The sequence below is a fragment of the Demequina globuliformis genome (assembly GCF_000975155.1).
GTDB lineage: Bacteria > Actinomycetota > Actinomycetes > Actinomycetales > Demequinaceae > Demequina > Demequina globuliformis.
Window position 1 is genome coordinate 128,107 of sequence record NZ_BBRG01000002.1, and the last position, 20,463, is coordinate 148,569.

Genomic DNA, 20,463 nt, shown 5'->3' on the forward strand with positions numbered 1-20,463 from the left:
GGGCGCTGCTACGTGATGCCAACCGTTAGCTGGGGTCGCGCGACTCCTCGAGTTCGCGCAGTCCACGACGGAGCACCTTGCCCACGTTTGTCTTGGGCAGCTCGTCGAGGAACTCAATCTGACGGGGCCGCTTGTATCCCGTGAGGCGCTCCTTCAGGAAAGCCTTGAGCTCGTCGACCGTGAGCGAGTCGTCCCGTTTCACGACGAACAGCTTGGGGACCTCACCGGCGTGCTCATCTGCGACGGGGATCGCGCCGGCCTCGAGCACCTTTGGGTGCAGCATGGCGGCGTCTTCGATGTCTCCCGGGTAGACGTTGAATCCGGAGACCACGATGATCTCCTTCTTGCGGTCCACGATGCTCAGGTAGCCGTCCTCCGTCTGCGTCGCGATGTCACCCGTGAGAAGCCAGCCATCATCGGTGAGGACCTTCGCGCTCTCCTCAGGCTTGTTCCAGTAGCCCTGCATCACCTGGGGGCCGCGCACGGCGAGTTCTCCGGGTTCGCCCAGCGCCACGAGCTGCCCGTCGTCGCCCACGATTTTGATGTCGGTGGACGGCAACGGCACGCCGATGGTGCCGATGCGTGGCTTGAGATGCGTCGGGTTCACACTGACAACGGGGGAGGCCTCAGTGAGACCGTAGCCTTCGATGATGTCCGTGTCGGTGATGTCGTGCCACTTCTGTCCCACGGATGAGCGCAATGCCATACCGCCAGCGACAGAGATGCGCAGGCCCGAGAAGTCGAGCTTGGCAAACCCAGGGTTCTCCATGAGGGCGCCGGCCAACGTGCTGACCAGGACAAGGGCCGCCGGCTTGGTGCTGTCGAGCGTCTTCACGAACGCGGGAATGTCGCGCGGGTTGGTGATAAGAACGTTGTGGCCGCCGAACCCGTAGAACCCGATGCAGTTCACGGTGAGCGCGAACACGTGGTAGAGCGGCAGCGCCGCAATGACCACCGCGCCGTCGTCCAACACTGCACGCATTTGACCAATGAACTGTGCCTGGTTCGCCAGGAGGTTGCCGTGGCTCAGCACCGCTGCCTTGGTGCCGCCGGTGGTGCCGCCCGTGTATTGCAAGAAGGCGGTGTCATCGGGGGTGAGTTCGGGGTCCTTCCACGCGCTGGGCTTGCCGGTCAAGAGGCTGCGGAAAGCGACTGCTGCGGGCAGGTCGTAGGCAGGCACCATCTTCTTGACGCGCTTGGCGACCGTGTTGACGATCGAGCGCTTGGGCTGACTGAGCATGTCGCCGGCCTGGGTGACGATGACGTGCTCGACTGGTTGCTGAGCAAGCGCCTTCTGGGCCACGGCTGCGAAGTTCGCGAGCACCACGATCGCCCGCGGTTGGGCGTCTTCGATGACGGCGGCAAGCTCCCCTGCGGTGTACAAGGGGTTGGCGTTGACCACGATGAGGCCGGCTCGCAATGCGCCGTACAGCGCGACGGGGTACTGGAGCAGGTTGGGCATCTGCAGCACGATGCGGTCGCCGCGTTCCAATCCAAGCTCGTTTTGCAGGTACGACGCTACTCGTGTCGCAAGCGCGTCGATGTCGTTGAACGACAGGGTCCCGCCGAGGTTGCTGAAAGCCGGGCTGTCGCCGTATTCACGCGCCTTGCGCCGCGCGAAGTCGCTGAGCGATGCGTCAGCGAGGGGTTCGATCACGCGGTCGACGCCGGGAGGGTAGAACTCGTACCACGGGCGCTGTTCGCCCGCGACGGGGTCGAGGGTCTGCCGATTGATGGGGTTGGTCATCGTCATCTCCATTGATGGGGGTGGCCAGAAAAGTGAGTCATGTTGGGGAAGAGGGTACCCGGGTCTGGTGGGTCCAATCGCGCATCCAGTCGTCGACACGCAGGTGAGTGGGAAATCCGCCAAGCGCGGCCTCGAGTTCCTCGACGTCGACGCTACCGCCGGAGCGCTTCAAGAACCGAGTGCGGACAAGGGCATGGGCATGGATGGTGTCGCCAACCCTGAACACTTGCTCGAGGTAGCACCAGCGCTCATCGAAACCCACCACGCGGGTGCTGACCGTGAACTTTTGGCCCAGCCGCAACTCCCGACGGTACGTGATGGTTTGGCCAGCGACGACCGCGAACCATCCCCGGGACGCGGCCTCAGCCCACCACCCGGAACGCTTGAGAAGCACATACCGCCCCAGGTCCATGAGCGTCAGATAACGCCCGTTGTTCATATGGCCCAGCACGTCGAGGTCGGTGGGGTACACGCGAAACTCAGAGCTGACGGTGTCCCAAATGGAGGCCGGTGGCGTCCTCTTGAGTTTCCACCAGCGCAGGCTCAGTCGCCACCACAGGTTCACGTCAGGTCGCTCACGCGCATGCGCAAGTGAGGCTTCGCGCCGTCCTTGGTCGTGACGTCTGCGCGCCAGCCCTCGTCGGTGGCCCACGAGCGGAAGCCCACGGTGCCTGGCAGGAAGACGGGCTTCACGAAGTCGACGTCCACGCGGTATGGCGCCTGCAGCTTGTTGTCGAGCGCTGCGAGTGCCCGTGCGTGGGTCCACATCCCATGGATGATGGGCCGCGGGAACCCGAAGGCCTTCGCCGCGAGCCGGTTGGTGTGGATGGGGTTGGGGTCGCCTGATACGGCCCGGTAGTCCACGCCCAGTTTCGCGGGCAGGCGCCACCGGGCGTGGGGCAGCTCCGGCACGAACTCATCGCGCGTGGTCTCGACACTGTCACCGGACGCCTGCATGCCCTGGGCGAGGTACGTGCTCACACCCTCCCAGACGCGCTCGCCATCGACATCGATGCGTGCGTCGAGGTCCACGAGCGCTCCGCGGCGGTGAGCCCGGATGTTGCCCGCCTGCACGCTGATGTCAAGCGGCTCCGAAGCGGACACCGGGCGGTGCGAGGTCATGGAGTTGGACACGTGCACGGCACCCACGAGTCGCACGCTGGCCTCTGGCGCACCGAGCAGGTGCACGTGGAGCGGGAAGGCGAGGACGTGCAACCAGGTGGGTGGCACCGTGTCGCGCAAGGTGAATCCACACACCCGTGCGTAGCGCGCGAGCCGAGCAGGGTCCTGGTCGTAGCCGAGCACCGAGACCGCGTGCGCGGGCACCTTGGCCACCTTCTCTCTGGACGGCACCAGAGCCCGCGCAAACGACGGACCGAGCCCTGGGAGGTCGTCCAACGTGACAGTTCCGCGAGGCATCAGGCGCCCACCAGGTTCTGGCCACACACGCGAACGACTTGACCGGTGACTGCCTGCGATGCCGGATCGAGGAGGTATGCGATGGTTTCGGCCACATCGACCGGCCTGCCACCTTGGGTCAGGGAGTTGCTGCGACGGAAGATCTCCCGTTGCACAAAGGGAATCTTGCCCGTCATCTCGGTCTCGATGAAACCTGGTGCGACGGCGTTGACGGTGATGTCGCGCGCACTGAGATCGGGGGCCATTGCCTGGACAAGCCCGGCCACGCCCGCTTTAGAAGCGGCGTAGTTCGTCTGTCCCTTGTTGCCGGCGAGCCCTGAGGTGGACGCGATTCCGATCAGCCTTCCACCGTCGTCGAGCCCACCGTCGGTCTCGGGGTCAAGGAGCACGTCGTTGATTCGCAGCTGAGCAGCCAGATTGACCTCGAGGACCGATGCCCAGCGCGCGGCGTCCGTGTTGACCAGCATCTTGTCGCGCGTAATGCCGGCATTGTGGACCACACCGTGCAGTCCCTTGCCGCGTTGTGCCACGACCTCTGCCAGCACCCGGCCGGCGTCCGGCTTGGTGATGTCCAACTGGACCGCGACGCCGCCGACCTCGTTGGCGACGGCGGCAAGCGCCTCGCCCGCTGGCGGGATGTCGACGGCGATGACGTCCGCGCCGTCGCGGGCGATAGTGCGTGCGATGGCAGCACCAATACCGCGAGCGGCGCCAGTGACGATCACGGTGCGACCTGCCAAAGGCGCGGCCGTGAACTCGCGGTGCACGTCACCCGCGTGTCCAACGTGCCATGCCTGGCCGTCCACGAAGGCGGAACGGCCTTGGAGCACAAAGCCCAAGGTCGACATCAGGTCGCTGGAGACCGTGTCACCTGTGGTCCACAGCAGGGTGGAGGTGGCGCCGCCCCGTAGTTCCTTTGCGACTGTGCGGTTGATGCCGTCGAGGGCGCGTGCAACGGAGGCGGCTTCCCATCCGTCAACGTCTTCGCGCGCCACGATCACGATGCGACCAGCGCCCTCAATGCCGCGCACGGCAGGGCGCAAGAGTGCGCGCAACGTTTCCAGTTGGTCAATGGTGCGCAGCTCAGTGGCGTCCACCACAAGCGCCCCGATCTTGGAGCCATATCCGGGTGCATCGTCGCCCGCGTCCACGACGGGTGACTCCACAGTCCGCCCCAAGAGCGTGAGCGTGTCCGCCACAAGAGACCCGTGACCGACGGTCCCCAGCACAATCGCGCCCGCGGGCCACGAGCGGCCGCGTCGCAGTCGAGGCGGGTCCTTGAGTCCGGCCTTGCGAGAGATGGCTCGCCCAGGTGCGGAGGTGAATGCCTTCTCGAGAGCGCTCATCACACGGCCTCCAGAATCGCCACAACACCCTGTCCGCCAGCGGCGCACATGGAGATCAGTCCTCGTGACCCTTTGCCCCGCTCCTGAAGGAGCTTGGCCAGCGTGGGAACGATGCGCGCGCCGGTTGCCGCGAATGGGTGCCCGGCGGCGAGTGAGGAGCCCGTCACGTTCAGTACCGATGGGTCGATGGTGCCGATCGCACCGTCGAGGCCAAGACCGCGGCAGTAGTCCTCGTCTGCCCAAGCCTTGAGGGTGGTGGCGACGGTGGAGGCGAAAGCCTCGTGAATCTCGACTAGGTCGAAGTCGCCGATGCTGAGTCCCTGGCGAGCGAGCATGCGACCGGTCGCCGCTACTGGCCCAAGGAGCAGGTCTGCGCCACCTGGGTGGTCAACGGCCGCAACTTCCGCGTCAATGATGCGAGCAAGCACGGGCTGGCGGTGCTCAGCGGCCCATTCCTCGCTCGCGATCAACACCGTGGCGGCGCCGTCAGACAGCGCCGTCGAGTTCCCGGCGGTCATCGTGCCCTGGGGGCCTCCAAACACGGGCTTGAGCTTCGCGAGTTTTTCCACGGAGGTATCGGGTCGCAGGATCGCGTCGCGTGCCACGCCAAGGTAAGGGGTGACGAGGTCGTCGAAAAAGCCCGACTCCCACGCCTGGGCGAGCTTGTGATGGGATGCCGCGGCGATCGCGTCCTGTTCTTCCCTCGTAATGCCCCACGACTCGGTTGTTAGCGCCTGGTGCTCGCCCATGGACAAGCCTGTGCGCGGCTCGGTCACGCTGGGAGCCTTGGGGGAGAGGTGGCGGGGACGCACCTTGGTGAACGGCTTCACGCGGTCAGGGAACGACCGTGCGGACGAGGCCTTGAGCAATGTGCGGCGCAGAGGGTCGGACAGTGTGATGGGTGCGTCCGAGGTGGAGTCCACGCCTCCCGAGATTCCGACCTCGATCTGGCCCAGGGCGATCTTGTTGGCGATGTAGATGGTCGTCTCGAGGCCCGTGCCGCACGCCTGCTGCAGGTCGCAAGCGGGGGTGTCCGCTGAGAGCGCTGAGCTCAGGACTGCTTCGCGGGTGAGGTTGAAGTCGCTGGGGTGCTTGAGCACTGCTCCTGCGGCCACTTCCCCCATGCGCATACCGCTGAGCCCAAACCGGGCGACCAGTCCATCCAGTGCGGCGGTGAGCATGTCGTGATTCGTGGCCTCGGAGTAAGGGCCATTGGACTTGGCGAAGGGGATGCGGTTGCCCCCGATCACCACGGCATTGTGGGACATCGTGCCTCCATCGTTGGAAGAAGATTAGGTGATACTCACGGTAGCAGATACTCCGAGTATCGGCTATATTGAAGTCATGGCCATCGACGGCAGAACTTCCCGCTGGGACGAGCATCGCGCAACGCGGCGCGCTGAGCTCGTCTCGCATGCGCTGCGCGCCATTCGGGTTCAGGGCCCGCACATTGGCATGGACGACATTGCAAGCCGTGCAGGAACGTCCAAGACCGTGCTGTACCGCCACTTTGGCGACAGGGAAGGGCTCCACGCCGCCGTCGTGGAGTCGGTGCATCAGTACATCCGAGACGGAGTCCTTGCCGCCCTGGAGAGCACGGAACCCGCGGACGTGGGCGTCATGACCCACACCTTGGCGAGTACCTATCTGAATCTCGTTGAGCGAGACCCGCACATCTATCGATTCGTCATGAACGGCCCCGGACTTGGGGCGAGCTCTACAGGCGGGCGAGTCCCGATCGTGATCGCGAGCGCGATCGCCGACCTCCTTGAGTCCCGCCTGCCCACCGTGAGTCAGCGCCGCGCCCGCACGTGGGGCTACGGCTTGGTCGGGTTTATTCAGGCGGCTGCGGATGAGTGGATGGACGATCCCACCCCAGCGCCACGTGCAGACGTCGTGGAGGACATCTGTGCAGCCTTTACTCCAGCCTTTTCCCACGCACCTACGACGACAACTGCGACGCACCCCACACCCGCCGGCGCGTAGCGCTGGCCAACCAAGGAGGATCGACAATGACGTTGACACCTGAGGCGCCCCACAGCCTCCACACTGAACGACTCACGACGGTGGGTACGCACCTTCGTGCCGCGCTCGACGGCGCCTACGCGGCCGAGCGCGCCGTGGCGCGCGCGACCTTCCCCACGGAGGGGATGTTGCGCGACCCGTCGTGGGACGTGGAGCAATCCCGCGCGTGGACTCTGCAGCGCCTCAAGGATCTGGAAGAGCACGGCTTTGGGCACGCAGGCGTGCCGGACGGGGCCGATGCGGTCCAGGACCCGCTCACTGCGGTGGTGACCTTCGAGACGCTCGCCCACGCCGACCTGTCGGTCACCATTAAGTCTGGTGTGCAGTTTGGGCTCTTTGGCGGCGCGGTCACCAACCTCGGCACTGCCTGGCACCACGCGGAGTTCCTGCCGAAGATCACGGACTTGAGTTTGCTGGGCGGTTTCGCCATGACGGAACTTGGCCACGGTTCAGACGTCGCCTCCGTCGAGACCACCATCACGTACCTGCCCGACAGTGACGAGTACGAGGTGCACTCGCCCACGCCGTCGGCGACCAAGGCGTACATCGGCAACGCCGCCTCGCACGGCACCATGGCCGCGGTCTTCGGACAGCTGATCGTGGCTGGGCAGCGCCACGGCGTGCACACGATCCTGGTGCCGATCAGGGACGATGCCGGGGCTGACCTGCCGGGTATCACCACTGGGGACCAGGGGCACAAGGGCGGCTTGCTTGGCGTCGACAACGGCACCATCAGCTTTGATCACGTCCGCGTCCCACGCCGGATGCTGCTCGACCGCTATGGCGGGGTCACCGCGGATGGCGTCTACGAGTCCACCATCGACAACCCGAACCGACGGTTCTTCACCATGCTCGGCACGCTCGTGCGTGGACGGGTGTGCGTCGGAGGTGGCGCCGGCATCGCAGCGCGACGCGGACTGTCCATCGCGGTCAGGCACGCGCTTAAGCGGCGCCAGTTTCCAGCATCGGGCCGTCCCGATGGCGTCCTACTCATGGACTACCTGCAGCATCAGCGCCGGCTCCTTCCGCGCGTGGCGCGCTCATACGCGCTCGGATTCGCTCAGAACGAGTTGATCGCTGCGCTCGTCAAGGTCCAGGGCGGCGAGCCGTCCACGGAGGATGAGCAGCGCGAACTCGAAACTCGCGCCGCCGGGATGAAGTCGATCACGACCTGGTTCGCGAACGAGACCCTGCAAGAGGCGCGTGAGGCCTGCGGAGGGGCGGGGTACCTCAGTGAGAACCAACTCACTGAGATCCGCCGGGACGTCGATATCTTCGCGACCTTCGAGGGCGACAACACGGTGCTGATGCAGTTGGTGACCAAGGCGTTGCTGACGGACTATCGCAAGGAGTGGAGCGACCTCGACAAGTCGGGTGTGGTCCAGGCGACAGCGCGAGTGGCGGGGGAGCAGATGGCAGAGGCGACCTCCGTCAACCTCGTGCTCGACCGCTTGGCATCCGCCGTGCGCCGCCGTCCTGAAGAAACCACGTTGGTTGACCGCCGCTGGCATGCCCTGATGTTTGAAGATCGCGCCCGCCACTCGTTGGAGTCGCTCGCCCGGCGCATGCGGGCCGCATCTAAAGACAAGGGCGACCAGTTCGAGAGCTTCAATGCGATGGGGCCCCACGTCCAGTACGTCGCCCACGCTCACATGGAGCGGCTTGTCCTTCAGGCTTTCATTGACGCTATCGATGAGTGCCCCGACGGCGAAACCAAGCAGGTGCTCGAGCGGACGTGCTCGCTCTATGCGCTGGACTCCATTCACGCCGATCGCGCATGGTTCATGGAGCACAATCGCATTAGTTCGGGCCGCTCCAAGGCGCTCGAGGGCCAGATCGATGCTCTGTGCCGCGAGCTCCGTCCCCACGCGCTGTCGCTAGTGGAGGGCCTGGGCATTCCCAAGGACTGGTTGGGGGCCGCCATCGTCGATGAGTCCTGACCGGACTAGTCGTCGGCGCCGCCGGAGCCGCTCGCGCGCACAGGTGTGGGCGGCACCGGCGGCCACTGTCCATCGTCGAGAAAGCGCAGCGCGTCCCGCGCGATGACGCGCGCGCCTCTGTTGGCGCTGATGGTGGAGGCCTGCGGCCCATAGCCAGCGAGAAAGACGCCGGGGACGGCCAGGACGTGTCCCGCTTCCACCGCTACGCCGTCCCGCGCTCGCATACCGAGCGGCTCGAATGGTCCAAGGTCAGCCTCAAACCCGAGCGCCCACAGCACCGCATCCAGGGCAGTGAACGTTCCGTCGGCCATCACGGCGCCGTCGGTCACGAGTCGCGTAAACATGGGGGTGCGTTCAAGTAGTCCTGCGTCGCGCATGCGGCGGAGGTGGGCAGTCATGGGCATTCCGGTCGTGGAAACGATCGACGGCAGTGGCCTGCCTGCTCGTGCCGCCTCATCTTGTAGGCGCACCGATTCTCTTCCAAACTCCTTGGCGGGCTGAGAGTCGACGGGAAGGAACCTGACTGGTGCGCGAGTGAACCACGTGAGGTGAGCGGCATGCGGGGCAAGTTCGCGCACAAAGCCCAGGGCCGACGCCCCACCGCCAACGACCCCTACCCGCAAGTCGGCGAACTCTGCGGGCGACGTGAACTCTGGCGTCGTCAGCTGTCGCCCGCGGAACACCTCGGTTCCTGGGGTCGTGGGCTGGCGCGGCGACCGCCAGGTTCCCGTGGCGCCAATCACCACTCGCGCCATCACCGCAGTGCCGTCGTCGAAGTTCACGCGCAGCGCGCCGCCGGCGGCGCGTTCGACGGAGCGCACGTTGGCTGGCCGGCGAACCCGGAGGCCAAAGTGCTGTTCGTACGCCCCGTATCTTGAGCTCACCACCTCGCTTGCGGGAACCGTGGAAGGCGCTCCCGCGAAGGTGACCGCGGCATCGGCCATCCCAGGGAGGTCGGCGAGGGCGTGTGCGTCTCCAAACCGCAGGGATTCCCACCGGTGCTGCCATGCGCCGCCGGCGTGGGGGCCGGCGTCAACGATCAGGAAGTCGGTGCCCGGCCGGAGGCCTTGTCGCTGAAGGTGATAGCCGACGGACAGCCCGGCTTGACCCGCGCCAATGACGACGATTGACAGGGCCTCAGAAGTGTCGGTCACCCTCCATTCCTACGGGGTAGGGCGCTCCCATGCCAATTCGCCCGTGAGGGGCCGCTGGCCCGCAGTTGCGTGAGGGCGCTCGCGTCGCAGGAACGTGCACGTGTGCAACAGGGCGGCACACGCGAGACCAGCGGCCAGGATTACCGTCACCGTTGCAGTGATGGCGGGCACGCCGCGCGCGGGGTCGAGGAACGGGTAGGGAACCCAGCCATCACGCGTGGCGCGGATCAGGAGATACGCGCACCACCCGCTCGGGACCGCGAGCACCGTGGGCCACGTCCTCAGTGGGAGGCGACGACGGCGTCCGACGACAAGCCAGTCGAGCACCAGGATGACGCCCGCACCCCCATGCAGCATTGCGTTGGCCCACGGCACCTTGGGGATCGCGTGGTCCGCGAGCAAGGCCCAGTAGACCACCCCTGCGACCGTCGTGTACGTGGCCGCGTTGACGCGCAGCGCGTCGATCCACCAGCGATCCGGGCGGGGAGCCATCGCGGCGATGAGCAAGGCCGCGACCGCAGTAAGCGCTGCTAGCGGAGTGAAGTACCCCGGCATTTGGTCCCACGAGAAACTGCCGAAGGTGAGGTCTGCCCAAGCCTGGACGCCGAGCGCCGCGATGATGGCGGCGGCTCCGGCTATGCGGACCAGTCGGATGTAAGCGACGTTGCTCATGGGTTGCACTTTACATGACCTTTACTCATGCGTGGCGACGCCTTGATTTTGGGCGTGTTCCGACAAAACGAACCGCTGTGTGCCCGCTGAGGTGACGCCACCGGCCGACCATGGTGCACAGCGGGCTCGCCGGGACCGGGCACAATAGTGGTCACCCCCACCACTTTGAGGAGCCCGTGCATGTCGCTGACCATCCGCACCACGACGGCAGGTTCGTTGCCGCGTTTCCCCGAACTCGTTGAGGCGACTCAGGCCCTCGATGTAGCAGCGGATGGATTTACCCTGGTGCGCACCGAGGAGTACGACCAGCGCGCCACCGCAGCAGTGCAAGAACTTGTACGGCGCCAGCGCGACGCCGGGATCACAGATGTGGGCGACGGCGAGTATGGCAAGGCCATGACCCAATCCCATGACTTCGGGGCCTGGTGGTCCTACTCCTTCCAGCGCACCGCCGGCCTTGCGCTGCCGGCCGCGGACGCGCCATTGCCGGAGCCGGTGCGGTCCGTGCCCGGCAGGGTGGAGCTGACGACCATGACTGACCGCCGGGATTGGGTGGCATTTGCCGAGGCCTACGGCGACCCCACGTCCGGGGTCTTGATGGGCGAGCCGCGATTTTGGCCCATGACCGTCGACGAGATCTCCTACCGCGGTCACGACCTCATCGCTGCCGACATCGCGAACCTCCAGCGCGCGTTGGCCGCCAACGATCTCTCAACGGGGTTCTTGACATCCTTGGCTCCTGGCTCTGCCGCCCGCATTGGCAATGCGCACTACGCGTCTGAAGCCGAGCACATATGGGCCTGGGCGGACGTGATGCGTGAGGAGTATGCGGCCATCACCGATGCCGGACTCGTCGTCCAGATCGACGACCCCTCCCTCGCAGAGAGCTGGGACCAGGTCAACCCTGAACCCAGCGTCGCGGACTATCGGGCATTTCTGCGTACCCGCATTGATGCCCTCAATCACGCTCTTGACGGCCTCCCTCGGGACCAGGTGCGCCTGCATATCTGTTGGGGTTCGTGGCACGGACCGCACACCACTGACCTCGAGTTGCGGCACATTGTCGATCTTCTGCTTGAGGTCAACGCGGGCCAGCTGTCCTTTGAAGCCGCGAACGTGCGTCATGAGCACGAGTGGAAGGTCTGGCGAGACGTCGACCTGCCCGCAGACACGGTCTTGGTCCCCGGCGTCGTGAGTCACGCGACCAACGTCGTCGAACACCCAGAGCTGGTTGCCGACCGGATCGAGCGCTTCGCATCCATCGTGGGTCCTGAGCGTGTGCTCGCGTCGACCGACTGCGGCCTGGGAGGCCGGGTCCACCCGCAGATCGCCTGGGCCAAGATCGAGTCGTTGGGCGCGGGCGCGCGCCTCGCCGCTGCCAGGATGAACGGCTAGGCCGCGCGATGAGTGTGGTGGATCCGCCAATCGCGGAGAAGCATGCCCTGTGGGAGGACGCGCTTGCGCTGCTGACGGGGTCATTTGTGATGTCGTTTGGCCTGTTCCTGCTGTCGGAGATCGGGGGAGTCTCCGGCGGGCTCGCGGGAGTGGCCATCCTGATCAGCTATTGGACCACCTTGTCCTTTGGCGTGATCTACTTCCTCATCAACCTGCCGTTCTATTGGCTGGCAGTGAAGCGTATGGGGTGGGCATTCACCCTCAAGACCTTGATCGCGGTGACGTTGGTCTCCGTACTCACCGAGGTCCACGGCCTCTACCTCGACGTCGACAGCGTCAACCCGTTGTACGGCGCGATTTTCGCTGGCCTCGCCATCGGCATTGGCTTGCTGATGTTCTTCCGTCACGGGGCCTCCGGCGGCGGCTTTGGAATCCTCGCGGCCTTCTTGCAGGAATCCAAGGGGATCCGCGCCGGATACGTTCAAGGGGCGCTCGACCTGTGCGTGGTGATCGCCTCTCTCACCATCGTGCCGTGGGACATCCTGCTGTATTCGATTTTGGGCGCCGTCCTTCTCAATGGGGTGCTCGCCATCAACCACCGGCCCGGCAGGTACCTCGGCTGACCGAGCATTACCCCTGGTAGAAAGCGTCGCGGGCCACGCCTGTAGCGAGGCGCTTCCGGGGCGCGGGGCCTATGCTGGCGGTGCTCAGCGCCGAGTGCTCACTTCCAACTCGTCGATCCCGAATCGAGCCCCCGTGACTGCTACCTCCGTCTCACTTACGCCCGCCCGCACCCGCCTCGCGCTACTCGCGCTGGCACTTGGTGGGTTTGGCATCGGCACCACTGAGTTCGTTGCCATGGGCCTGCTGCCCGACATTGCCCGCGATCTGCTCCCTGACATGTGGGCGACGAACCCTGAGCAGGCGCTGGGGCGCGCCGGCTGGGTGATCTCCGCCTACGCCGCCGGTGTAGTCGTGGGTGCGCCGACGATTGCCGCGTTCGTCGCGCGCTTTCCGCGCAGGCAGATTCTGATTGCGCTGGCGGCGGCCTTCACGGTCGGCACCGTGGCGTCCGCCCTCGCTCCCACCTTTCCGACCGTGGTGGCCGCGCGGTTTCTCGCCGGGCTACCTCACGGCGCCTACTTCGGCATCGCCGCGTTGGTGGCGGCATCGCTTATGGGGCCTGGCAGGCGCGGGCGCGCAGTGGCGCTCGTGCTCAGCGGCCTCACCATCGCTAACGTCATCGGCGTCCCACTGATCACCTACCTGGGTCAGCAGGAAGGGTGGCGTGTGGCCTACCTGGCCGTGGCGGGCATCTTTGCGTTGACGACGGTGGCGATGTGGCGTGTGGTGCCACAACAGCCGGGCGATCCGACTGCGACGATCGCGCGGGAACTTCGCGCGTTCTCACGGCCTGCGGTGTGGTTCGCGCTCATGACTGGCGCGATTGGGTTCGGTGGGTTCTTCGCGGTCTACTCGTACGTGTCGCCCCTGGCGACCACGGTGACCGGCACCACGGAGTCGTTTGTGCCGTGGGCGCTGGTCACGGTCGGCGTGGGCATGACGGTCGGCAACCAGATTGGTGGGCGCCTGGCTGACAGGGGAGCGTTGCGGGCTGTCTTCTTGCTCTTTGGCGCTTTGGCTGCGTCGTTGCTGGTGCTGATCGCCGCGGCAGGCCACCTGTGGGGGCTCCTTGTAGGGCTCTTCCTCGTGGGCGCGTCCGCAGCGGCGCTGTCGCCAGCCATCCAGACCCGACTCATGGACGTTGCTGGAGACAGCCAGACCATGGCAGCAGCTCTCAATCACTCCGCTCTGAACCTCGGCAACTCCCTTGGCGCCTTCCTGGGCGGCGTGGTCATTGCTGCCGGGTACGGCTACCTCTCGCCCACGTGGCTGGGACTGGCGCTGTGCGTGCCAGGTGTGCTCTTCGCGTTGGCGGGGTGGTGGACGACGCACCGGGCGCGGGGCGCCCGCGCGGAACGGGACGATGCCCCGGGTGCGAACCAGCAGCGCGTCGAGGCTGGCGAGCACGCACCCTGCCCGTGAGGCAGCCGTGTGTCGTCACCACCGTCGCCCGCTTTTGTGGCACAAAAACAGCGACCGTGTCACTTGGAGCTCCGCAATCTGTGTAGACTGTTTCCCGGCCCAAACGAGTGGATGAAAGTCCACTGAGCAGGGCCATCGGGCTGTGGCGCAGCTTGGTAGCGCACTTGACTGGGGGTCAAGGGGTCGCAGGTTCAAATCCTGTCAGCCCGACGGTGAAAGTCCTGGAAACTCACGGGTTTCCAGGACTTTCTTGTTGGTGAAGACGTGACCCAGTCATTGAATTGTCCTCACTTTGACCTCGCTGAGGCCTCTGTGTGGCGCCACGTTCCGGCAGTTGCCCGTTGCTCCCGGTCATCAAGGGTGAGCGCTCCGCTCCCGTGTCGGATGAGCGCCGAATACTGCACCGTGGACAACTCCTGGGGACTCGAAGCGTTGCCCTATGTCGCGGACGTGGCGGTTTATCTGGGTGTGCCGGTCTCGACGGCTTACGAGTAGCGTGCTCGCGGCGTCGGGCCGCGCGCCTACCGCTTCGGCACGCACCTGAAGTTCGCGGTCTCGGACGTACGAATCTCGGTTGAGCAGCAGCGCGACGTCTCTTCGGAGGGGCGGTGACGTCGCAACTCGCGCGGTTCTCAAGCGTAGGGCGCGTGGCGCGTTCGGCAAGGCCGAGTGGGACGAGGAGCGCGCTCGGGGCCCGGGCTGCTGCTAGGACTCTCAGCTGCATCCGTGGCAGTGGCCGTCGTTACACTCATTGCAGACTGAAATGTCGATGATTTGCTGAGGGACACATGTACAACGCGAAGCTGCGTAGGAATGCCGTGGAGAGTTTCAACACGGCCGTAGAGCGATACGAGGCAACTACCGGCGAGTTCGAGGCTGCCGTTGAGGAACTCTTTGAGTTGCGCAAGATCGCGGCGAATGAGGTTCGCGCGGTCACCGCGCACATAAACTCGTTGGCGAATGTTCCTAAGGAGTTCACAGTCTCGACGGCGCAAGCGTCAGTGGAGATTCGCTCTTTCGAGGACAAGCAGAACGAGATCAACAAAGCCGAAAGCTTGGCGAAGAGGCAAGCGAAAGGGTCGGCGGCAGGCGCTTCGCTTGGGGCGCTGGGGGTTGCGGTTGCGACCATGGGCCCCACCGCAGCCATGGGCGTCGCGACTACCTTTGGAGTCGCCTCAACCGGTACGGCGATAGCGAGTTTGTCTGGCGCGGCGGCGACGAATGCCGCCCTGGCGTGGCTGGGCGGTGGTGCCATCGCCGCCGGTGGCAGCGGCATGGCTGCGGGCAGCGCGCTCCTGGCCGCGGCTGGACCCGTTGGCTGGGCTGTGGCAGGTGCCGCAGGGTTGCTCTCCGTCGGCATCGGGGTCGCAGCTTCGGCGAAGAACAAGCGGGCCGCCAGCGATGCAGATGTCCAGCGTAAGGAGATTGAGGAGGCGATTCGACGCTTCGACCGAGTCGACGCCGAGATTCACGCGTTGACGGAGCTTACCGACACCCAGGTGCAAAAGATCTCCTCGCTCAAGCGGCGAGTTCCAACCGCTGACTATGTCGCCTTCAGCGATGAAGAGAAGGCGTTGGCGGCCGCACTCGTGAACGGGAACCTCACGCTGGCTCAGTTGGTCAACAGGGAGATCACCGTCGATGTCTGATGTCCGCGTGGGCGATAGCGCGCTGGCGCAGGGCATTGCCGCGCAGGTCAGCTATCTCGCTTCGACGCGAGCCGCAGAGTTGGCGTCCAATTTGGAACGAATCCTTGCCCAGGAGACCGACGAGCTCGCCGAGGTTGCGTCTCGAATGGCCCGCGCCGGACTTCACATCGATGTCGCACGGCTCAACATCGACGGGATCGTGGACGCGAATCGCGGCGGTGTAACGGGGGTCCACGGCTTCATCGCCGAGTATGCCCAGGAAGGAGTGGCGAACGCTGCGAGGGCGATCGACGGACTGAAGCCTCTGACGAAGGTGCTTGCGGACAACGGACCAGCGGATCTGCTGGTGAATGGCGTGCCAGTCCAGATGAAGTTCTACGCGAGCCCACAATCGCAGCTCCTCAAGGCCTCTGACTATCGCGACATGGAGATGATGTTCGCGAAGGACCGGTTCGAACTCTTCGACCGGATTATGCGTGGCGACAAGTATGTGGAGTTGGACGGTACGCAGTTGTCGTCTCGAAAGGTCGAGGCAATCCGTGAGCTCATCCAGAAGGAGAGCACTGAGCGCGGGCAGGAGTACACCGCATGGATGCGTCCCTCTGAGTTGGACTACAGCGAAGTCCAGAAGAACGCCATCGGCGGCACTCTCGACGACAAGGCGGATAGCCTGCGAAAGCAGGCCGATCAGCAGCGGCAGCAGGTCAGAGACGATTCCGATGTCGAGCGCGTAATCGCCGCTCAACAGGCCGCGCCGTCTTGGGGAGAAGCGGCCAAGGTCGGCGCTACGGGAGCAGCCGTTCAGGGCGGGCTCGCATTTGGGATGTTCGTCTTTCAGCGCCACCGCCAGGGCAAGGAGATCTGGCAATTCGATAGCCAGGACTGGCGCGATGGTGGTCTCGAAACCGCCAAGGGTGGCCTCAAGGGCGGGATTACCGGCCTGTCGATCTACGGATTGACTCAGGTCTGCCATATGAACGCGCCAGCTGCGGCTGCGGTCGCGTCGGGGACGATCGGGCTCGCACTTGCTGTGGCGGATCGGCGTGCCGGGAAGCTCGATGACGACGAGTTTGCTGACGTCGTCCTGTTCAACGCCATGGAGTCAACTGGCGCCGCAATCGGCGCTGCGCTGGGACAGGCCGTAATCCCTGTGCCCATTGTCGGCGCAGTGGTCGGCTCGATCGCGGCGAGTGTGATCCTGGGCCAAGGCAAGAAGTTCCTCAGCGAATCTGAGAACAAGTTGATCGATGCGCGCCTGGCCGAGATCAACGCATACGTGGCTAGCCTCGATGCAAAGCTCGAAGCGGAGTTCCTACGGATCACGGAGGCGTACGACTACTACCGTGACCTGCAAGATCTTGCTTTCGATGTAGAAGCGAACATTGAACTCCAGTTGCTCGGTTCCGTCTATCTGGCCCGAGCTGTCGGCGTGCCCGAGGACCAACTTCTCCGCTCTGTCGAGGATGCTGACGTGTACTTCTTGGGAAACGACCCTGCGGGGGCCGGAGCGCCAGTTCCCGGCGCGGTGTCTTGGGAGTAGGACCGATCGCCTCAGAGCCAGCGCGCTACACCGCGCGGCAGAGCGGCAGCGTTCGTTGCCCGACGAGGCGCCGAGTCTCGCGCGAAGTCTGCACCGCTTCCTGCTCGATAGCGGAGAGGGACTCCTCGAGCGCGTCATCGGTGCGCACCGACACCGCGATGAGGCCCGTGTAGCGAAGCACGCCGTGGCCGGCGGCGACGTAGGTCTCCTGTTGGAGCGAGTAGTGGAACTCGGCGGCACTATCGGCGTTCTCACTCTGGCCCATACGGGCGTTCTGGGTCGCGTCGGGAATGAGTCCGACCTTGTTCTTGCGGATGTCGCGGGCGGGCGACCCAAACCTGCACACGCACGTCGTGGTCAGCGACAAGGTTCGTACCAGGCTCGACGGCAAGTGGCGCTCGCTCGACAGCCGACCCCTCCACCGCGCCACCGTCGCACTCTCCGAACTGCACGAGGCGCTCGTCGCCGACCGTCTGACCCGAGCGCTTGGTAGCGAGTGGGAGCAGCGCTGCCGAGGGCAAGACCGCAACCCCACCCGGTCCATCTCCGGGGTACGGGCATCCCTGTTCGCGAAGTTCAGCGATCGCGCACGTCACATCGGCGTCGAGGCCCGGCGACTCGTCGAACAGTGGACTGCAACGCATGGTCGCCGCCCATCGCACGCCACTATCGTCAAGCTGCGCCAGCAGGCGACACTCGCAACCAGCCCCGTGTAGCAAGTGCGCTCGCTCGCCGACCTCACCGCGGAGTGGCGGGGCCGTGCTCGGCGGATCCTGGGTGCACATGACATCGCATGCGCCGGCCCAATCTCACGGGACGCCCCTTGTGTTGCGCGCGGACGGCGTCCCGCTCGACGTGCTGGCACGAATCGGCGCCGGCGTCGTCACGGCGGTCGGCGACAAGCGGTCGACGTGGTGGCGCTGGAATCGCTATGCCGAAGCGGCGCGACAGACGATGCACTGGCGGTTCGCGTCAGCCGAGGATCGCGAGGCGATCGTGGGCCTTGTCGTTGAGGCCGCAGAGGAGGCATCCGTGCGACTTGCCCCGCCTAACCTCGCGTCGAGCCCCGCCGCGTTCACGCGGGCCCACGGCACCTCCGTGTTCCGCCCGGTGCACTCGACGATCTTCTCGTCGGAGGCGCAACTGGCCGCCGAGGACCAGTTGCGGGCTAGCGCGACCAATCTGAGCGCACCACCACTCAGCGCCGACGGCCTCGGGCAACTGGCGCATCGTCTCGAAGTCGACTGTCGGTTGCTCGGAGGCGACCAGCTCGCCGCGCTGGCCGCGGTTGTGGGATCCGGTAGGGCACTCGACGTCCTCGTCGGCCCGGCCGGTGAGGGTAAACCACCGCCATGAGCGCGCTTCGTCGCGCGTGGGAGGAGGAGCACGGGCGCGGCGCCGCGATCGGGCTCGAGCCTTAAACTGTGGCGTCGAGCGTACTCGCGGACGACCTCGAGATCAGCACCGAGAACACCGCGATGTGGCTCACGCGCTACGACCGCGGTGAGGCCCGTTTCGCGGCAGGCCAGCTCGTCATCATCGACGAGGCGAGGCTCGACGGCACCCTGGTGCTCGCCCGCTTCGTCCGTGCAGCATTCGGTGCTGGCGCAAAGGTGCTTCTCGTCGGCGACTGGGCGCAGCTTCAGTCGGGCGAGACCGGCGGCGCTTTCGGCATGCTCGTCGCGGACCGCGACGATGCACCCGAACTGGTCGACGTGCACCGCTTCGTTCACGTCTTGGAGAAGCGAGCGTCCCTCGACCTGCGGTACGGACGGGCCATCGCTATCGACGCCTACGGCCGTCACGGCCGCATTGTCGAAGGCGACGCCGCTGCCATGGCCGACGCCGCATACACCGCCTGGCGGCGAGACCGCGAGGCCGGCGTCGCATCGGTGGTGATCGGCGAGTCCCGCGATGCCGACGTCACCCTTAACCGCCGGGCGCGGGCCGACCTCGTGCTCGACGGCGTCGTCGACGTCTACGCAGAGGTTGCGCTGCACGACGGCACCGCTGCGTCGGTCGGTGACCTGGTCGTGACCCGCCAGAACGACCGGCGCCTGCACGCCGGACGCGATTGGGTGCGCAACGGGAAGCGCTGGACCGTCACGGGGTTGCGGCGCGACGGGTCGCTCGTCGTTCGACAGGCTTCGCACAGTCGAGGCGGCTTGGTTGTGCTGCCCGCGTCCTACGTCGCCGCGCACGTGGAGCTCGGATACGCGGTCACCGCCTATCGGGCCCAGGGCACAACGACGGACACTGCCCACGCACTTGTCGAGCCGACGACGACGCGCGAGAACCTCTAGGTCGCCATGACCCGAGGACGAGCCTCGAACGCCGCCTACGTGACGCTGGACAGGCCCGACGACGACCACGCCGGGTCACACCCGGTGGACGATAACGAGGCGACTGCTCGTTCGGCGCTCGCCCATGTGGGCGCGGAGTCGTCGGCGACCGAGACGATCGTCGCAGAACAAGAGGCGTGGGGCTCGAGTGCCGAGCTCACCGGCGAGTACGAAACCAGCGCCGTTGGAGCGCCGCACGAGCGGTGGGCCGCGTTGGTGCGGGCTTCCCGGTTGTCGCATGCCGATGCCGAGGACGTGGCGGCGGTATTGCACGGGAGTGTGGTGAGGGCGACCAGCCGGTTGCGCTCGCCGGGGACGTCGAGGCGTGCACCGGATCTCATCGTGAGGCTCGTGCCCGTGGCGTCCGGGCCGATGGATGCAGACATGCGCCGGGCGCTCGACGAGCGACGCGAGCTCATGGAAGCCCGTGCCGCCGCGCTGGTCGATCGGGCCGCTGTGGCGGGGGAGCAGTGGGTGCGAGGCCTGGGGTTCGAACCGGGAGCGCCGTCCCCGTCGGCCGAGTGGGTGCGTTCCGCCCGCATCGTCGCCGCCTACCGCGACCGGTATCGCGCTACCGGTGACGGTCCGACGCTCGGTGTGCCTGCGGTCACGGCTGCACAGCGCATCGACGAGGCGCGAGCCGCGGCGGCCGTTCGAGAGGCTCATCGCATCGCTGCTGCCGCGCCCGCTCCGTCGTCGGAGCCGCGAGTTGTGTCGTGGAAGAGCCCGCCGCTCGCTCGATGACAGCCTTGCGCCATGGCGCTTCCCGAGACCGATCTGCATCGCATCGAGCGGTGGTGTCGCGAGCGCGTGCCCGAGCACCTATGGGACCAGGTGCGCGTCGAGATGGACGTGGCGGCCCGGCGTGTGGACATCGTCGAGGTGCGTCCGCCGTGGGACGGTGTCGGCGACCACACACGGTTCCCGATCGCGCGCCTGAGATACACGGTCGCGTCGGGGCAGTGGGCGATCTATTGGCGCGACCGTAGCGTCAAGTTCCACGAGTACAAGCGCAAGCGCCCCACGAAGAACGTGCAGGCTCTGCTCGACTGGATCGGCGACAGCGGAGACCCAATCTTCTTCGGGTCGACGCCGCCAGTACTCCACACCCTGGGATGATCCTCTACGTCCTCGGGGGTGGTCCGTACCTTGGTCGGCGAGGCAGAAGACACCGACTCGAGCGTCCTT

The 20,463-nt window shown here is 66.0% G+C and carries 20 protein-coding genes and 1 tRNA gene; 13 read left to right on the plus strand and 8 right to left on the minus strand.

The features are described from left to right. Positions 1-25: 25 nt before the first annotated feature. The 5 genes from AOP75_RS09150 to AOP75_RS09170 are packed head-to-tail and all read right to left on the minus strand — an operon-like array spanning position 26 to position 5,780. Entirely contained in the window at positions 26-1,747 is a 1,722-nt protein-coding gene (locus tag AOP75_RS09150; protein WP_062078769.1) for an AMP-binding protein, read from the minus strand. Positions 1,748-1,784: 37 nt separating this feature from the next. Beyond that, positions 1,785-2,312, minus strand: coding sequence for an acyl-CoA thioesterase (locus tag AOP75_RS09155; RefSeq protein ID WP_062078771.1), 528 nt, complete (start codon positions 2,310-2,312; stop codon positions 1,785-1,787). Next, entirely contained in the window at positions 2,309-3,166 is an 858-nt protein-coding gene (locus AOP75_RS09160; RefSeq protein ID WP_062078773.1) for a MaoC/PaaZ C-terminal domain-containing protein, read from the minus strand. Before AOP75_RS09160 ends, AOP75_RS09155 begins: the two co-directional genes overlap by 4 nt. Further along, complete coding sequence (locus AOP75_RS09165; protein WP_062078775.1) at positions 3,166-4,512, minus strand: 3-oxoacyl-ACP reductase; 1,347 nt, start codon at positions 4,510-4,512, stop codon at positions 3,166-3,168. The genes AOP75_RS09160 and AOP75_RS09165 overlap by 1 nt, the downstream gene beginning before the upstream one ends. Further along, positions 4,512-5,780 carry an acetyl-CoA C-acetyltransferase gene (locus AOP75_RS09170; protein ID WP_062078777.1) on the minus strand — a complete coding sequence of 423 codons (1,269 nt, stop codon included), beginning with the start codon at positions 5,778-5,780 and terminating at the stop codon, positions 4,512-4,514. The genes AOP75_RS09165 and AOP75_RS09170 overlap by 1 nt, the downstream gene beginning before the upstream one ends. A 76-nt stretch (positions 5,781-5,856) precedes the next feature. Between AOP75_RS09170 and AOP75_RS09175 the strand changes: the two genes are divergently transcribed. Beyond that, entirely contained in the window at positions 5,857-6,498 is a 642-nt protein-coding gene (locus AOP75_RS09175) for a TetR/AcrR family transcriptional regulator (protein WP_062078778.1), read from the plus strand. A gap of 26 nt (positions 6,499-6,524) precedes the next feature. After that, positions 6,525-8,477 carry an acyl-CoA dehydrogenase family protein gene (locus AOP75_RS09180; RefSeq protein WP_083966872.1) on the plus strand — a complete coding sequence of 651 codons (1,953 nt, stop codon included), beginning with the start codon at positions 6,525-6,527 and terminating at the stop codon, positions 8,475-8,477. 5 nt (positions 8,478-8,482) lie between these two features. Here the strand turns inward: AOP75_RS09180 and AOP75_RS09185 are convergent, their stop codons facing one another. Then, a complete protein-coding gene (locus tag AOP75_RS09185) occupies positions 8,483-9,631 on the minus strand; it encodes a flavin-containing monooxygenase (protein ID WP_083966873.1) in 1,149 nt (382 codons plus the stop codon). A 9-nt stretch (positions 9,632-9,640) separates the two neighbouring features. Next, positions 9,641-10,303, minus strand: coding sequence for a Pr6Pr family membrane protein (locus AOP75_RS09190; protein ID WP_062078780.1), 663 nt, complete (start codon positions 10,301-10,303; stop codon positions 9,641-9,643). Between the two features lie 180 nt (positions 10,304-10,483). Here AOP75_RS09190 and AOP75_RS09195 point away from each other — a divergent pair, with 180 nt between their 5' ends. The 6 genes from AOP75_RS09195 (at position 10,484) to AOP75_RS09220 (ending at position 16,933) form a co-directional block, all read left to right on the plus strand. Continuing rightward, a complete protein-coding gene (locus tag AOP75_RS09195) occupies positions 10,484-11,698 on the plus strand; it encodes a cobalamin-independent methionine synthase II family protein (protein ID WP_062078782.1) in 1,215 nt (404 codons plus the stop codon). Positions 11,699-11,706: 8 nt separating this feature from the next. Beyond that, entirely contained in the window at positions 11,707-12,321 is a 615-nt protein-coding gene (locus tag AOP75_RS09200) for a YitT family protein (protein ID WP_062078784.1), read from the plus strand. Positions 12,322-12,454: 133 nt separating this feature from the next. After that, positions 12,455-13,744 (plus strand): MFS transporter, encoded by a 1,290-nt coding sequence (locus AOP75_RS09205; RefSeq protein ID WP_236683136.1) that lies wholly within the window; start codon positions 12,455-12,457, stop codon positions 13,742-13,744. A gap of 136 nt (positions 13,745-13,880) precedes the next feature. Beyond that, a tRNA-Pro gene (locus AOP75_RS09210) sits at positions 13,881-13,954 on the plus strand. Between the two features lie 578 nt (positions 13,955-14,532). Beyond that, complete coding sequence (locus AOP75_RS09215) at positions 14,533-15,393, plus strand: hypothetical protein (protein WP_062078786.1); 861 nt, start codon at positions 14,533-14,535, stop codon at positions 15,391-15,393. Then, positions 15,386-16,933, plus strand: coding sequence for a hypothetical protein (locus tag AOP75_RS09220; protein ID WP_062078788.1), 1,548 nt, complete (start codon positions 15,386-15,388; stop codon positions 16,931-16,933). Before AOP75_RS09215 ends, AOP75_RS09220 begins: the two co-directional genes overlap by 8 nt. A 25-nt stretch (positions 16,934-16,958) precedes the next feature. Here the strand turns inward: AOP75_RS09220 and AOP75_RS09225 are convergent, their stop codons facing one another. Next, entirely contained in the window at positions 16,959-17,300 is a 342-nt protein-coding gene (locus tag AOP75_RS09225) for a hypothetical protein (protein WP_161794562.1), read from the minus strand. Between AOP75_RS09225 and AOP75_RS09230 the strand changes: the two genes are divergently transcribed. The 5 genes from AOP75_RS09230 to AOP75_RS09250 all read left to right on the plus strand — a co-directional run bounded on the left by AOP75_RS09230 (position 17,287) and on the right by AOP75_RS09250 (position 20,394). Then, complete coding sequence (locus tag AOP75_RS09230; protein WP_161794563.1) at positions 17,287-17,649, plus strand: relaxase domain-containing protein; 363 nt, start codon at positions 17,287-17,289, stop codon at positions 17,647-17,649. The two genes, AOP75_RS09225 and AOP75_RS09230, sit on opposite strands and share 14 nt — an antisense overlap. A gap of 67 nt (positions 17,650-17,716) precedes the next feature. Then, positions 17,717-18,289: a hypothetical protein gene (locus AOP75_RS09235; protein ID WP_152650040.1), complete on the plus strand. Its 573-nt coding sequence runs from the start codon at positions 17,717-17,719 to the stop codon at positions 18,287-18,289. 68 nt (positions 18,290-18,357) lie between these two features. After that, positions 18,358-19,236, plus strand: a complete 879-nt coding sequence (locus tag AOP75_RS12795) for an AAA family ATPase (protein ID WP_062078796.1) — start codon at positions 18,358-18,360, stop codon at positions 19,234-19,236. Positions 19,237-19,242: 6 nt separating this feature from the next. Then, the gene (locus AOP75_RS12800) at positions 19,243-20,019 is read left to right on the plus strand and encodes a hypothetical protein (protein ID WP_062078798.1); all 777 of its coding nucleotides are present in this window, start codon (positions 19,243-19,245) and stop codon (positions 20,017-20,019) included. Between the two features lie 12 nt (positions 20,020-20,031). Beyond that, a complete protein-coding gene (locus AOP75_RS09250; protein ID WP_062078800.1) occupies positions 20,032-20,394 on the plus strand; it encodes a DUF3024 domain-containing protein in 363 nt (120 codons plus the stop codon). Positions 20,395-20,463: the final 69 nt, after the last annotated feature.